8 protein-coding genes and 1 pseudogene are annotated in these 15709 nt (G+C 44.6%); 8 read left to right on the top strand and 1 reads right to left on the bottom strand.

Annotated elements, in window-relative coordinates:
- Positions 1–1242: 1242 nt before the first annotated feature.
- The 7 genes from cdhA (PHF18_RS04485) (at position 1243) to PHF18_RS04455 (ending at position 9870) form a co-directional block, all read left to right on the top strand.
- Positions 1243–3660 (top strand): CO dehydrogenase/acetyl-CoA synthase complex subunit alpha, encoded by a 2418-nt coding sequence (cdhA, locus tag PHF18_RS04485; protein ID WP_300098914.1) that lies wholly within the window; start codon positions 1243–1245, stop codon positions 3658–3660.
- Positions 3661–3662: 2 nt separating this feature from the next.
- Positions 3663–4175, top strand: a complete 513-nt coding sequence (gene cdhB / locus PHF18_RS04480; protein WP_300098911.1) for a CO dehydrogenase/acetyl-CoA synthase complex subunit epsilon — start codon at positions 3663–3665, stop codon at positions 4173–4175.
- 24 nt (positions 4176–4199) lie between these two features.
- Positions 4200–5609 carry a CO dehydrogenase/CO-methylating acetyl-CoA synthase complex subunit beta gene (gene cdhC / locus PHF18_RS04475; RefSeq protein WP_300098908.1) on the top strand — a complete coding sequence of 470 codons (1410 nt, stop codon included), beginning with the start codon at positions 4200–4202 and terminating at the stop codon, positions 5607–5609.
- Positions 5610–5664: 55 nt separating this feature from the next.
- Positions 5665–6426, top strand: a complete 762-nt coding sequence (locus PHF18_RS04470; protein ID WP_300098905.1) for a carbon monoxide dehydrogenase accessory protein CooC — start codon at positions 5665–5667, stop codon at positions 6424–6426.
- A gap of 247 nt (positions 6427–6673) precedes the next feature.
- A complete protein-coding gene (gene cdhD, locus PHF18_RS04465) occupies positions 6674–7987 on the top strand; it encodes a CO dehydrogenase/acetyl-CoA synthase subunit delta (RefSeq protein ID WP_300098888.1) in 1314 nt (437 codons plus the stop codon).
- A 3-nt stretch (positions 7988–7990) separates the two neighbouring features.
- Positions 7991–9400: an acetyl-CoA decarbonylase/synthase complex subunit gamma gene (gene acsC / locus PHF18_RS04460; protein WP_300098885.1), complete on the top strand. Its 1410-nt coding sequence runs from the start codon at positions 7991–7993 to the stop codon at positions 9398–9400.
- 278 nt (positions 9401–9678) lie between these two features.
- The gene (locus PHF18_RS04455) at positions 9679–9870 is read left to right on the top strand and encodes a hypothetical protein (protein WP_300098902.1); all 192 of its coding nucleotides are present in this window, start codon (positions 9679–9681) and stop codon (positions 9868–9870) included.
- A 612-nt stretch (positions 9871–10482) separates the two neighbouring features.
- Here the strand turns inward: PHF18_RS04455 and PHF18_RS04450 are convergent.
- Positions 10483–10764, bottom strand: a pseudogene (locus tag PHF18_RS04450) (DUF134 domain-containing protein); the annotation flags it as partial.
- A gap of 2523 nt (positions 10765–13287) precedes the next feature.
- Between PHF18_RS04450 and cdhA (PHF18_RS04445) the strand changes: the two are divergent.
- Entirely contained in the window at positions 13288–15708 is a 2421-nt protein-coding gene (gene cdhA, locus PHF18_RS04445) for a CO dehydrogenase/acetyl-CoA synthase complex subunit alpha (protein ID WP_300098899.1), read from the top strand.
- Position 15709: the final 1 nt, after the last annotated feature.

The raw sequence follows: 15709 nt of genomic DNA, 5'->3' as shown, positions 1-15709 counted from the left end.
TAAGCTCAGGAACAAATAACAGGCATGCAAATGGATCCACGGCAAGGCCCATGTCCTGAAAAAGGCTGGCGTAAAATAATCCTGTACATTAATATACCCCAATAACCCATGTCATAAATAGTCAAATTTTGACATGTATAATTCAGTCCATCAAATCTCACATATTGAAAACCCCGATCAACAAAGTGATTACCTGCAAATATTAGTAAATCAAATTGATAGTTTTAACCCCCACTTTTGGAAACAAGCAATCTTGAATCTCTAATCCATTTAATGTCATGGCATAATTTCATGATATTAATAGTACCAGGCTTCCAGAAGCAAATCTAAACCTCTTTTAAATTAGAACGAATAATATAGAAACCAGATAATTTATTTAAATAATATTCAAGTAAAAAAATTATATTTACTCCTTTCCAAAAAAAATCATGAAAACGGCTTACAGCGTTTACTGTGCAAATAGATTTAGAGAACGTACCGATATAAATAAGTTTTGATATTTTTATAAGAAAGAGAAATATAAAAATTTCAATAATTATTATAAAAAATATATTAAACGTTGATATGGAATTATTTGAATTTTATTTGTGCGAAATTTGATATTCAGGTAAGAATAATCTTTAAAATTATTTGTGACTAGTATGAAAAAAATAACTAAATAATAACAAATATTAAAATCAATGGAAAAAATTACTGAAGCTCAATAATACGCAATCAAAAAACAAGTATCATCCGGCATGTTATACTTTTTTTACATATGTGATCATTAAAGATTTTCTTGTGAAGAGTGGGTCTCTACATTCCATTTTACCCTACTCGAAATTGGGTGTTACAAATTAGAAAATGTTATATAGATTTGGTACATTTAGACTTTTAATTAGTGTCCATTATCCATCGGTAGGACCTCTGCTCAAGATTTAGGTCTCAATCGTTGGTAAAAACGGTTTTTTTGAGATATAGGGCGTAAAAAAGTGTTTTGAAGAGAGATGATGCCCTAAAAACGACTTTTGAAAAGGAAATATTCCCTACAAAAACAGTCTTATTTGAAAAAAATTTGGTAAGGCGTTTAATACTCAAATAGAGAGTTAAAAATGTTTTTCCAGAAAACGTCATTTCAACGATTGCAGATTTAGAGCATACGGCACGGTATATAATGAATAATCATAGAGGATATGCCGCATACCAGAATTGCAATCGTCTTGGCGAAGTCGACTTGAAACAAATTTAGGAGGTAAAGCTCACATGAGCAAACTAACTACCGGGAGTTTTTCTATAGAAGATCTGGAATCCGTTCAGATCACTATTAACAACATCGTAGGGGCAGCAAAGGAGGCTGCGGAAGATAAAGCAAAAGAGTTAGGCCCGATGGGACCCACTGCTCTTGCCAGCATAGCATCCTACAGAAGCTGGAACTTGCTTCTTCTTGACCGCTATGAGCCTGTTTTGACCCCTATGTGTGACCAGTGCTGCTACTGTACATATGGACCCTGTGACCTTTCCGGAAACAAAAGAGGAGCTTGCGGAATTGACATGGCTGGCCAGACAGGAAGGGAATTCTTCCTTCGTGTAATTACAGGTACTGCATGCCATGCTGCCCACGGGCGCCACCTGCTTGACCATGTGATAGAGGTCTTTGGTGAAGATCTTCCCCTCAACCTTGGAGAATCAAATGTCCTGACCCCCAATGTCACGATCTGTACAGGGCTCAGCCCAAAGACCCTCGGAGAATGCAGGGCTCCAATGGAGTATGTTGAAGAACAGCTCACCCAGCTCCTTGCAACTATCCACGCAGGTCAGGAAAGCGCAGAAATTGACTACGACTCAAAGTCCCTATTTAGCGGCAGCCTGGACCACGTCGGCATGGAAATATCCGATATCGCCCAGATCTCGGCATATGACTTCCCGAAAGCTGATCCAGAAGCCCCGCTCATTGAAATCGGTATGGGAACCCTTGACAAGTCCAAGCCACTCATTGTTGTTATCGGGCACAATGTAGCCGGTGTAACCTACATCATGGACTACATGGAAGACAAAAATCTGGTCGACAAAATGGAAATTGCCGGGCTTTGCTGTACCGCATTCGACATGAGCAGGTACAAGGAAGCTGACAGGAGACTCCCATATGCCAAGATAGTAGGATCCCTGGCTAAAGAACTGAAGGTCATCCGTTCCGGAATGCCTGATGTCATTGTTGTGGATGAACAGTGCGTCCGCGGCGATGTCCTGTCAGAATCCCAGAAGCTCAAGATCCCTGTGATCGCTTCCAACGAAAAGATCATGATGGGGCTGCCAGACCGTACCGACGCCGATGTGGATTCAATAATCGAGGAACTCAAGTCCGGAGCAATTCCGGGTTGTGTAATGCTGGACTATGAAAAGCTCGGAGAACTTGTCCCGAGGCTTGCCGAAATAATGGCTCCGATCCGCGATGCAGAAGGCATCACAGCAATTCCAACTGACGAGGAATTCAAGGTATACGTAGACAAGTGCGTCCAGTGCGGAGAATGCCTGCTAGCCTGCCCTGAAGAACTGGAGATTCCGGAAGCCATGGAATATGCAGCCAAGGGAAGCTACGAGTACCTCGAAGCCATCCACGATGTCTGTATCGGATGCCGCCGCTGCGAACAGGTCTGTAAGAAGGAAATCCCAATCCTGAACGTAATTGAGAAGGCTGCACAAAAAGCCATCGGCGAAGAGAAAGGATGGGTCAGAGCCGGCAGAGGACAGGTAAGTGACGCTGAGATAAGGAAAGAAGGCCTGAACCTCGTTATGGGAACTACCCCCGGTATCATCGCAATCATCGGATGCCCGAACTACCCGGCCGGTACCAAAGACGTCTACCTCATCGCCGAAGAGTTCCTTAAGAGAAACTACCTCCTGGCCGTGACCGGATGTTCTGCAATGGACATTGGTATGTTCAAGGACGAAGAAGGCAAGACCCTTTACGAAAGGTATCCGGGTACATTCGCAGGTGGCGGACTGCTTAACAATGGTTCCTGTGTGTCCAACGCACACATCACTGGAGCCGCTGAGAAAGTTGCCGGAATCTTTGCCCAGAGGACCATGGCAGGAAACCTTGCCGAAATTGCAGACTACACTCTCAACCGTGTTGGTGCATGCGGACTTGCCTGGGGAGCATACTCCCAGAAAGCTGCTTCAATCGGTACCGGATGTAACATCTATGGTATCCCGGCAGTGCTCGGCCCACACAGTTCCAAGTACAGGAGAGCCCTGATTGCCAAGAACTATGATGAGTCCAAGTGGAAAGCCTTTGACGCCAGAGATGGCTCAGTGATGAATATCCCACCAGCCCCGGAATTCCTGTTGACAACCGCAGAAACCTGGCAGGAAGCAATTCCGATGATGGCAAAAGCCTGCATCCGCCCGTCCGACAACAACATGGGCAGGTCCATAAAACTGACCCACTGGATGGAGCTTTCCCTGAAGTACCTCGGTATAGAACCGGATGACTGGTGGAAATTCGTCAGAAACGAAGCCGACCTCCCACTTGCCAAGCGTGCAGAACTCCTTAAGAGACTGGAAACAGAGCACGGCTGGGAAATCGACTGGAAGAGGAAGAAAATCATCTCCGGCCCGATAATCAAGTTCGATGTCTCCGCACAGCCCACCAACCTCAAGAGACTCTGCAAGGAGGCCTGAAAATGGTTGACACTACAAAGAACACCAAGCTCTTTACCACTTACGGAGTGACAACTTCCAAAGCTACTACCCCTGAGGTCGCAGCCAAGTTGATTTCAAAGGCAAAGAGACCGCTTATTGTAGTAGGGACAAAGATCCTTGATCCAGAACTCCTGGCCAGGGTAGTGAAGATTTCACAGAAAACAAAGATTCCTATTGCAGCTACCGGAAGTTCCATGCCTGGTTTTGTTGACAAGGATGTGGATGCCAAGTACATCAACCTGCACCAGCTAGGCTTTTATGTAACAGACGAAGCATGGCCGGGACTTGACGGCAAGGGTACATATGACACCCTCATTGTCCTTGGGCACATAAAATACTACATCAACCAGGTACTGTCCGGAACAAAAAACTTCAGTAAGGTAAAAGCAATCGCAATTGACAGAAACTACATCCAGAACGCAACAATGTCCTTCGGGAACCTTAGCAAGGCAGACCACTATGCTGCCCTGGATGAACTAATTGAGGCATTATAATTTGATTTAGGAGGCGAAAACACAATGGCAGATTTCCCATTCGAGATTTCCCCGATGTTTGAAGGAGAAAGAGTAAGAAAGGAAGGAATGTTTGTCGAACTCGGTGGCCCAAAATCCCTTGGTCTCGAACTCGTAAGGGCAGCAGATATGGATGCAATTGTAGACGACCAGGTCACAATTGTCGGTCCAGATCTCAAGGACATGGAAGAGGGCAAGACCTACCCCTGGGCAATGATCTTCAACATCGGTGGAGAACTTGTCGAGGCTGACCTTGAATCTGTGGTCGAAAGGCGTGTCCACGACTTCATCAACTACTGCCAGGGCATTATGCACCTGAACCAGAGGTACGATGTCTGGATGAGAGTTTCCAAGGACACAGCTGGGAAGATGGACTCCTTCGAGCCCTTCGGAAGAGCTGTCATGATGCTCTTCAAGACAGAACTGCCCTTTATCGAGAAGATGCAGGTCACCTTCTACACCGAACAGGCTGAAGTTGAAAAGCAGATGACAGAAGCAAAGGAGATTTTCAAAGCAAGAGACGCCAGGACAAAGGACCTGCACGATGAAGATGTTGATGTCTTCTACGGATGCACTCTCTGCCAGTCCTTTGCTCCGACCAATGTCTGTGTAGTTTCCCCTGACAGAGTTTCCCTTTGTGGTGCAATCAACTGGTTCGACGGCCGTGCAGCAGCAAAAGTCGACCCTGAAGGCCCACAGTTTGAAATTGCCAAAGGTGAACTTCTCGATGCTGTTACAGGTGAATACACCGGTGTCAACGATATTGCCAAGAAACTCTCCGCCGGTGAATTCGACAAGATCAAACTCCACTCCTTCTTTGACTCCCCGCACACATCCTGCGGTTGCTTCGAAGTAGTCGGGTTCTATATCCCTGAAGTCGACGGTATTGGCTGGGTTAACAGAGAATACCAGGGAATGTCCCCTAACGGTATTGGTTTCTCGACAATGGCCGGTCAGACCGGTGGCGGAAAGCAGATCGTAGGTTTCCTTGGAATTGGGGTCAACTACTTCTACTCCCCGAAGTTCATCCAGGCTGACGGTGGCTGGAACAGAGTAGTCTGGCTCCCCTCCATACTCAAAGAGAAGATCGATGAAACCATCCCTGCAGACATTAAGGACAAGATCGCAACCGAGAACGATGCAACTGACATCGCATCTCTGAAAGCCTTCCTCGAGGCAAAGAACCACCCCGTAGTTGCCACCTGGGTAGCTGCAGAAGAAGAGGAAGAAGAAGAGGAAGAAGAAGAGGAAGTAGCTGTTGCAGCATCCCCAATGATGATGCCTGCAGCCGGTTTCCAGATGCCTGCAATGCCAATGATGTCCGGCGGTTCTGGCGGCGGAATAAAGCTGACCTTCAAGAACGCAAAGATCACCATTGACAAAATGATCATCAGCCAGAAGAAAGAAAAGAAATAATTGAGTGACGAAAGGCAATAGCCTAAAACCGAAAAACAATCAAAAGGGGTATTCTGTGACAAAAGTAATTGCAATAACGGGAAAAGGTGGGACTGGTAAAACAGCGGTAGCGGCTCTTATGATCCGCTACCTTTCCAAAAAAGGGAAATTTTTACTGGCAGTTGATGCAGATGCAGATACTAACCTGCCCGAAACCCTTGGCTGTGAGAACGTAAAAACAGTCGGGGACGCAAAGGAGTCCTTGCAGGTTGAAATCAAAAAACCAAGGCCTGACAACCCCGATATGAACAAAGAATCCATTCTCAAAAGTAAAGTATATGAGATCATTGAAGAAATGCCGGGATATGACCTGCTGGTAATGGGCAGGCCCGAAGGTACAGGCTGTTACTGTTACGTAAACAACCTCCTACGCGGCATCATGGACAAACTGATCGTGAATTATGATATAGTTGTCATTGATGCGGAAGCCGGGCTTGAGCATTTCAGTAGAAAGATTCTCCGGGATATTGATGATCTTATTGTTGTAACTGACGCCTCAAGAAGGGGGTTCCAGACTGCCGAAAGGATTCGTGAACTTGTGAGTGAACTGGATTCAAATGTTGGCAGAATTCACGTTATTGCAAACAAAGTTACAGATGCAAACCGTCAAGAGATTGTCAAACTGGCCGGGGACCTGAAACTGAACCTGATAGGTGTGATCCCTCTCGATCCGAAAATCGAGGAAATGGACATAAAAGGTATACCTCTCTTTGAAATCCCGGATGATTCGGTTGCTGCAGTAGAAATCGAAAAAATAGTACAAAAACTGGGGCTCTGACCCCAGCTTTCTTTTGAACCTGTGGATTATGCAGAAAACCGACCGGAAAAAGAGAACAGGAACCCAGATCCGGTTTGAGAGCTTGAAACGGCATTTAAAATAAACAGAATAACGGAGCAGGATTCGTTCCTGCCCCGGTCCCTGTTCTTATATCAGGGTAAAAGATCTGGAAACACGTTCTGTATTATATTCCTTATTATACAGTCACTCACAAAAATGGAAAAATTACGGAAACGGTGAGGTTTACATGGCAAAGAAAATGAAGTTATCAGATATAACAAACATGTTCGCGGGAATGGATGTAGAATCCCTCGAAGGTGTGACTATAGAAGGGGACATTGAGCTTGACCTCGGTGGACTCGGAGGGGGATTTGACCCAATGCTTGCCGCAGCCCTCGGGCAGGAAAGTGCGGTACTTGCACAGCACTTTGCAAGACTTGCAGGCATGTTTGGGTACCCCGTAGGCTTTGGAGCTTCAGCAGCTGCTCCCGCAATTGCTCCTGCTCTGGCAGCCCCGAAACTTAAGGATCTCATTCCTGCAAAGTTCGATGTTGCAAACATAGCAGAATGGGCAACCCAGATTCAGGAAGTTCCAATCGGAAACACCTCTGCAGACGGCGGAAGCCGTGGAAAGAGGGTAATGGTAGGTGGCGAAAAAGCCCTTCCATTCTACTTTGATGCTCCAATGCCGAACAGGAACCAGGTCACAATAGACGTGTTCGACATGAGAATAGGGCTTGCAAAAGCTGTCAAGGAGAACTACGACGAGGTCATGGACAGCCCTGGAGAATGGGCAAAGAAGAACGTTGACAAGTTCAACGCCGACATGATCACCATCCACCTGATTTCAACCGACCCACTCATTAAGGACACATCCCCCAAGGACGCAGCCAAGACCGTTGAGGAAGTCCTGCAGGCCGTTGATGTGCCAATAGCCATTGGTGGATCAGGGAACCCACAGAAGGATCCCGAAGTCCTGGCAAAAGCCGCAGAAGTTGCGGAAGGCGAACGCTGCCTCCTTGCATCTGCCAGCCTGAACCTGGACTATGCAGCAATCGCAGAAGCTGCATTAAAGTATGACCACGACGTGCTTTCCTGGACCCAGCTGGACATGAACGCCCAGAAGGAACTTAACAGGAAACTAATGAAGCAGTGCAAAGTGCCCAGAGACAGAATCATCATGGACCCAACAACTGCCGCCCTCGGGTATGGTCTCGACTACGCTTACACCAACATGGAGCGCATCAGACTTGCAGCCCTTATGGGTGATGACGAACTGACCTTCCCGATGTCTTCAGGGACCACCAATGCATGGGGTGCCCGTGAATCATGGATGGTTGGATCTCCATTGGGTCAGGACACTGACTGGGGCCCAAGAGAGTACAGAGGACCTATCTGGGAAATCGTAACAGGTCTCTCCCTTGCCCTTGCAGGAAACGATCTATTCATGATGATGCACCCAACATCGGTGGCAGTCCTGAAGCAGATCACACAGACCCTCTTTGGCTCAATTGAGGCAGAGCCTGTTGACATCAGCAACTGGATCGGAACGGAGGTGTAAAACATGAAAATAAACAGCCCATTAGAAGCCTACAAGTACCTGCCCCAGACAAACTGTGGAGAATGTGGTGAACCTACATGTATGGCCTTTGCCTCCAAACTGATTGACAGGTCCGGCAAGACATCAGAATGCCCACCCCTGGTCAAGGAAAAGAAGTACGCAAAGAAGCTTAAAGAACTCGATATTATCCTTGCCCCGGAGATCCGCCAGGTTACCATAGGAGTAGGCGAAAAGGCAGCAAACATCGGTGGAGACGATGTCTTGTACCGCCACAAACTTACCTTCTTCAATAAGACAAAGCTGTTCTTCGATGTTTCAGACAACCTCGAAGAAGCTGCCCTTATTGAGAGAGTAAACAAAATCGCTGACTTCAAGAAGTTCTATGTAGGACGAAACCTGCTTCTCGACGGTGTGGCAATAAAAGCCACTTCCAACGACCCTGCAAAGTTCGCAGCAGCCGTCAAGAAGGTAGCGGAAATAGGCCTGCCTATGATCTTCTGTTCCTTCAATCCCGCTGTCCTGAAGGCAGGACTTGAGGTTGCAAAGGATAAAAACCCACTGCTCTACGCTGCAAACAAGGACAACTGGAAAGAAGTAGGAGAACTCGCCCTTGAATACAAGGTGCCTGTTGTAGTTTCAGCCTTCAATGACCTCGATGCCCTTAAGACCCTTGCAAAGACCTTTGCAGAGTCAGGAATTAAGGACATTGTGCTCGACCCGGGGACCTACCCAAGCGGCAAAGGCCTGAAGGATTCCTTCACAAACTTCCTGAAAATCAGGAGAGCAGGCATTATGGGAGACACCGAGATCGCATACCCGATCATGGCTCTCCCGCTCACAGCCTGGATGGCAGGAATTGCAGACCCTGTCAGCGCATCCTACTGGGAAACCGTTATTGCTTCAGTCTTCACAATCAGGTACGGCGACATTATGATACTCCACAGCCTGGAGCCATATGCAGCACTGCCTGAAATGCACCTGGCTGAAACAATCTACACCGACCCAAGGACTCCTGTCTCCGTGGACGGAGGGATGTATAAGGTTGGAGCCCCGGACAAAGACTCTCCGGTATTCTTCACCACCAACTTCGCCCTTACCTACTACACGGTAGAAAGCGATATCTCAGCAAATGGCATCGTATGCTGGCTGCTTGCAGTTGACACCGATGGTATTGGTGTGGAAGCTGCAGTTGCCGGTGGTCAGCTGACTTCCGCAAAGGTAAAGGACGCCTTCGACAAGGCTGGTTTCGATCTAAAGACCGACACAAACCACAACACCCTTATCATTCCAGGTCTATCAGCCCGTCTGCAGGGTGACCTCGAAGATACACTAGGTGCAAATGTAAAGGTTGGTCCAATGGACTCAGGCCGTATACCTGGCTGGATCGAGAAGAACTGGCCCCCAAAACAATAAGTCCAAATGTAAATTGAATAATAATTATTGAGGTAGCCCTATGGAGGCTACCCCATTTTTCCTTTTTTCGAGAAAAAAATTGGATATAAAATGATTTCTTTTTTAATTTGTGAAACGTGAAGAGATTCTTGCTTTGTGTGCTTCACACCCTGAAGTTACTGCTTACTGTAAGTCTTGAATCTCAAATTAAAGAACTCACTGAACGGTTGATATCCATAGAATCCCGTTTAAGAGCCTATCCGAAAAGTTCCGTGCATGTTGAAAAGTCAAATAAGTCTATGATATCCAGAGCATCCGTTCCGGTTTTGCATATGCATATTGTAAAAGTTGCAGCAGGCAACCACTTTTCGGATAGGCCCTTAGAATATGGAAATTATTACGGAACTATAAAAATGATTCTTGGATTTGGAAAAAAGAACGATTATCCGAATCCGATCCAGTTCTCCAAAACTCATAATTATTGTGAATGACTTACTTTTTGTATGTTTTTCAAAAGAAACTACCAAAAATTCACTATTTAGCCGAGCTAATTCGCACAAAAGTCCACAATAATTTAAGACACCGTCTAATTCTAAGATTGCTTCTTTTTGTATACATTTCATTCCAGTTGAAGGAAATATATAGAAAAAAGTTATCTTCTAGCTTTTAAATTATAAACCTTAGTTTTAAACTCTTCTGCTTTTTTTATATTTATAGTGCGCAACGAATCACATGTTATGTTTATGATTTTATCATGTGTGTATTTGGTCCAAACAGGGTTCCGAATGTTACAATGTCAAAATCCTTGCCTGTGTTAGTTTTTTGCCACTGAGTGTCATAAGAACTAAACATGCCTTCGCATGGTATAGCTATTATTGTCACTTTTTTTTGCTTCCTTCACTAGTATTCCTGCTGCTTCCCTTTTCTTTAGGGCAACAATAATCATTATCAATAAACCTCTTTCCTCTTCCATCGCCACCGCGTCGGAAAATTAAATTGGAATTACAATTAGGACAGCTTGTGGGACGATTCTGGTCGTACTTTGGTTCCCACACATGATCGCATTCTTTGCAGAGATAATCGACCTTGCATTCACCAGTATTAACGTATTCTCCTCCAGAGATCTCGATAGCTTTTCCGTTTACAAGAGCATCAGCTACCTTCTGCCGGGCCTTTTGGAGGTCGTTCCAGAAAGTTTTCCTGGATATTCCCATTCTTTCAGCAGCTTCGTTCTGCTCTATCTGGAGAAGGTCGCAAAGACGAATAGCTTCAAGCTCTTCTATGGATAGGTTGGCAATTTCCAAACAGCAAAGAGGGATTTCTCTGGGCTTGTAATAGGTGGCCTTCGGAAAGCAAGAGACCCTGCGTTTAACTCTATTGACCATCAAATTACACAAACTAGAGGTAGTATAAATAACCAGTGCTAAAACAATTTAACTATTGATTTAATTAATAAGCTTTGAATCCATTTTTAGATTCTGTATTTTACCCAAATTTGACAGAAGTATACATTATACAATGTCTAAATGGGCTTCATGGTTCTGTATTTATCTGCAATTCAAAGTTTTGTCTAGCAGCTTATGAGTTTTGACATTTTTTATTTTACCAAAATGTAATGTGTCGAAACAACTTGTTTTGTGTAAGAAATTACTGAATTAATTAACAGGATCTGTCAAATAGAGGTTTTAAATACAAAACCAATCGCAATAAACCCCTAATGGTATAAACTACGATTATAACTATAACGTTTACTTCATAATTTTGCACCATATATCAGGTAGTCCTGTGACCATTTTCTGCCTTTTAAACCTGATTTAACATAAAAATTCTGCTAATCACTGGTACTTTCGTTTTTTTGTGCCTGTTATTCGAAGAATTTCATGTTCTTTTCCTATGAAAAACTGAGTATAAGATGCTGTTTTTCATGCTTCATCATGAGTCAACGACTCATAGAGTTTAGATAGGATTCATACTACTCTTTTCTTATTTTGTATCCAAACCAAACCGAAAAGAAAGGTATTTATAACATATCTCATATGTGTAATTTAAAGAGATATTCGAAAAGTACTGTGACCTACGTATTTTTACTACCGGTATCATGCACAAATGAACGGATTCCGGATAATGGACACTAATTGTAATTTTACAACATGCACGGAACTTTTTGAATAGTCTCTTATATCTCTTTTAGTATTCTGAGATCACAACATTTACTGGTAAAGGACTTACCCACTTGAGGTTTAAACAAAAGTAGTGAACGTTCAACTCTCGAAAATACAAGTTAAATTCAAGATAGAACCGTTTAATTCACTGTACTTGATTTTGTATAGTAAGTGTGTAACCTCTATATAAAGTTAAAAACGACCTGTGAAAACTATATTTAAACAGTTGGAACATCATGAGTCAACGACTCATAGAGTTTAGATAGGATTTATACTACTCTTTTCTTATTTTGTATCCAAACCAAACCGAAAAGAAAGGTATTTATAACATATCTCATATGTGTAATTTAAAGAGATATTCGAAAAGTACTGTGACCTACGTATTTTTACTACCGGTATCATGCACAAATGAACGGATTCCGGATAATGGACACTAATTGTAATTTTACAACATGCACGGAACTTTTCGGATAGTCTCTTATCTCTTTTAGTATTCTGAGATCACAACATTTACTGATACAGGACTTACCCACTTGAAGTTTAAACAAAAAAGTAGTGAACGTCCAACTCTCGAAAATACAAGTTAAATTCAAGTTAAGTCAAATTCAAGTTATAACTGTTTAATTTACTGCACTTAATTTTGTATAGTAAGTGTGTAACCTCTTATATAATGTTAAAAACGACCTGTAAAAACTATATTTAAACAGTTGGAACATCGTGAGTCAACGACTCATAGAGTTTAGATAGGATTTATACTACGCTTTTCTTATTATGTATCTAAACCGAACAAAAATGAAAATTATTTATAACATGTCGCTTATGAGTAATTTAAGAGCGTGTTCGAAAAGGGCTGTGACCTACTGTAACTTTTACTACCGGCATCATGCACAAACGAACGGATTCCGGATAATGGACACTAATTGTAATTTTACAACATGCATGGAACTTTTTGGATAATCTCTTAGATCTCTTTTAGTATTCAGAGATCACAACATTTACTGATATAGGACTTACCCACTTGAGGCATAAAACAAGAGCATTGGACCCCCAATCTTCTAAAAAAAGTTTTAACTGCTTAATTTACTGTACTTGATTTTGTAGTGTAAGTGAGTAACTTATATAAAAAGTCAAAAATTATCTACTAAAAATGTCTTGAAACAGTGGGACGTCATGAGTCAACGACTCATAAGAGTTTAGATAAGATTTATACCAAGCTTTTCTTATTTTGTATCTAAACCGAACAAAAATGAAAGTTATTTATAACACGTCGCTTATGTGTAATTTAAGGATTTATTCGAAAAGTGCTGTGACTTACTGTAACTTATACAATCGGCATCATGTACAAACGAACGGATTCCGGATACTTGACACTAATTGTAATTTTACAACATGCATAGAACTTTTCGGATAGTCTCTCAGATCTCTTTTATTATTCTGAGATCGCAACATTTATAGGACTTACACATTTGAGGTCTAAAACAAGAACAGTAAACCCCCGACCCTCTAAAATTAAAGTTTTAACTGTTTAATTTACTGTACTTGATTTTGTATTGTAAGTGAGTAATTCCTATAAAAAGTTAAAAACGATCTACTAAAAATGTCTTTAAATAGTGGAACTTTTAATCAGACGTCAATATAAATTGCATAATCGTTGTCGGTATGCCAAATATCGTAAATACAATCGTCTGGCAAAGTGACTTTAAGCATATAAAGTGACTTTAAGCATATTTAGGAGGTAAAGCTAAAATGAGCAACCTAACTACCGGGAGTTTTTCTATAGAAGATCTGGAGTCCGTTCAGATCACTATAAATAATATTGTAGGGGCAGCAAAGGAGGCCGCGGACGAGAAAGCAAAAGATCTCGGCCCCTTGGGCCCATCCACATGGCCTGGTCTTGCAACCTACAGGGATGACTGGAACCTGAAATTACTCGCCCGTTATGAGCCTGTAATCACCCCTATGTGTGACCAGTGCTGCTACTGCACATACGGCCCATGTGACCTCTCCAACAACAAGAGAGGCGCCTGTGGTATTGACATGCTAGGCCACAACGGCAGGGAATTCTTCCTCCGTGTGATCACCGGTACTGCCTGCCACGCAGCCCATGGCCGCCACCTGCTTGACCACCTGATTGAGGTCTTCGGAGAAGACTTACCCCTCAAGCTTGGGCAATCCGACGTCCTGACCCCTAACATCACGATTACCACCGGGCAGAGACCAATGACCCTCGGAGAAATCAAACCTGCAATGGAGTTCACAGAGGAACAGCTTACCCAGCTCCTTGCAACCGTCCATGCCGGGCAGGAATCCGCAGAGATCGACTACGACTCAAAGGCTCTCTTCAGCGGCAGCCTGGACCACGTTGGAATGGAAATATCCGATATAGTCCAGATCGCAGCCCTCGACTTCCCGAAAGCCGATCCCGAAGCCCCACTCATTGAGATGGGTGTCGGAACCATTGACAAGGAAAAACCGTTCCTCTGTGTTATCGGACACAACGTGGGCGGTGTCACCTACATGATGGACTACATGGAAGAGCACGACCTGACCGACAAGATGGAACTCGGTGGGCTCTGCTGTACCGCAATCGACCTGACCAGATACAAGGAAGCCGACAGGAGAGCTCCCTACACCAAGGTCATCGGTTCCATGTCCCAGGAACTCAAGATCATCCGTACAGGACTGCCTGACGTCATTGTTGTTGATGAACAGTGTGTCCGTGGAGACATCGTACCCGAAGCCCAGAAGCTTGGGATTCCCGTTATTGCGTCCAACGCCAAGATCATGTATGGCCTGCCCAGCAGGGACGATCAGGACGTCGATGCGACAATTGAGGAACTCAAGTCCGGAGCGATTCCGGGTGCTGTGATCCTTGACTACGATAAGCTTGGAGAAATCGCCGTAAGGCTCACCCAGGTAATGCACCCGATTCGCCAAGCAGCAGGATTCAGGACAATCGCATCTGATGAGCAGATGAAGGAATGGGTCGACAAGTGTGCTGACTGTGGCTCCTGCTACCTGGTCTGCCCTGAAGAACTGGAGATTCCGGAAGCTATGAAGCATGCCAAGGAAGGCGACTACAGCTACCTTGTAGATCTCCACGACCAGTGTATCGGATGCCGCCGCTGTGAACAGGTCTGTAAGAAGGAAATCCCAATCCTTAGCGTCATCGAAAAAGCCTCTCAGAAGGTTATCGCAGAAGAGAAAGGCTGGATGAGAGCCGGCAGAGGTCAGGTATCTGATGCGGAAATCCGTTCAGAAGGTCTGAACCTGGTCATGGGTACCACCCCCGGTATCATCGCAATCATCGGATGTCCTAACTACGGTGATGGAGCCAAATCCGTGTACTACATCGCAGAAGAATTCCTTAAGAGGAACTATATCGTTGTCGGTACCGGATGTGGGTCCATGGACATGGGTATGTACAAGGACGAGAACGGCCAGACTCTCTATGAGAGGTTCCCCGGTGGATTCCAGTCTGGTGGACTGGTTAACATTGGGTCCTGCGTCTCGAATGCTCACATTACCGGAGCCGCCCAGAAAGTCGCCGCTATCTTTGGTGGCAGAACCATGGGAGGCAACCTCGCGGAAATCGCAGACTATGTCCTGAACCGTGTTGGTGCCTGTGGTCTTGCATGGGGTGCGTTCTCTCAGAAAGCAGCTTCAATAGGAACCGGATGTAACATCTATGGTATCCCGGCAGTGCTTGGTCCCCACAGTTCTAAGTACAGGAGAGCCCTGATCGCAAAGAACTATGATGATGAGAAGTGGAAGGTCTACGACGCCAGAAACGGCGAAGAGATGGCAATCCCTCCAGCACCGGAATTCCTCCTGATCACCGCAGAGACCTGGCAGGAAGCAATCCCAATGATGGCAAAAGCCTGCATCCGCCCATCCGACAACAGTATGGGTAGGTCTATTAAGCTGACCCACTGGATGGAACTCCACGCAAAGTATATCGGCGGAATGCCCGATGACTGGTGGAAGTTCATCAGGACCGAAGCCGACCTGCCACTCGCCAAGCGTGCGGACCTCATGAAGAAACTCGAAGAAGAGAAAGGCTGGGAAATCGATTGGAAGAGGAAAAAGATCATCTCCGGTCCGAAGATTAAGTTCGACGTCTCGGCACAGCCCACCAACCTCAAGAGACTCTGCAAGGAGGCCTGAA

The organism is Methanosarcina sp. (genome assembly GCF_028693135.1).
GTDB lineage: Archaea > Halobacteriota > Methanosarcinia > Methanosarcinales > Methanosarcinaceae > Methanosarcina.
Note: the sequence above shows the minus strand (reverse complement) of the source record. Positions and strands in the feature narration are given on the sequence as shown.

Bases quoted from the DNA above. Each gene is read 5' to 3' on its own strand.
- cdhA (WP_300098914.1), top strand. From the start codon at position 1,243: ATGAGCAAACTAACTACCGGGAGTTTTTCTATAGAAGATCTGGAATCC.
- acsC (WP_300098885.1), top strand. From the start codon at position 7,991: ATGAAAATAAACAGCCCATTAGAAGCCTACAAGTACCTGCCCCAGACA.
- cdhD (WP_300098888.1), top strand. From the start codon at position 6,674: ATGGCAAAGAAAATGAAGTTATCAGATATAACAAACATGTTCGCGGGA.
- cdhB (WP_300098911.1), top strand. From the start codon at position 3,663: ATGGTTGACACTACAAAGAACACCAAGCTCTTTACCACTTACGGAGTG.
- PHF18_RS04455 (WP_300098902.1), top strand. From the start codon at position 9,679: ATGATATCCAGAGCATCCGTTCCGGTTTTGCATATGCATATTGTAAAA.
- cdhC (WP_300098908.1), top strand. From the start codon at position 4,200: ATGGCAGATTTCCCATTCGAGATTTCCCCGATGTTTGAAGGAGAAAGA.
- cdhA (WP_300098899.1), top strand. From the start codon at position 13,288: ATGAGCAACCTAACTACCGGGAGTTTTTCTATAGAAGATCTGGAGTCC.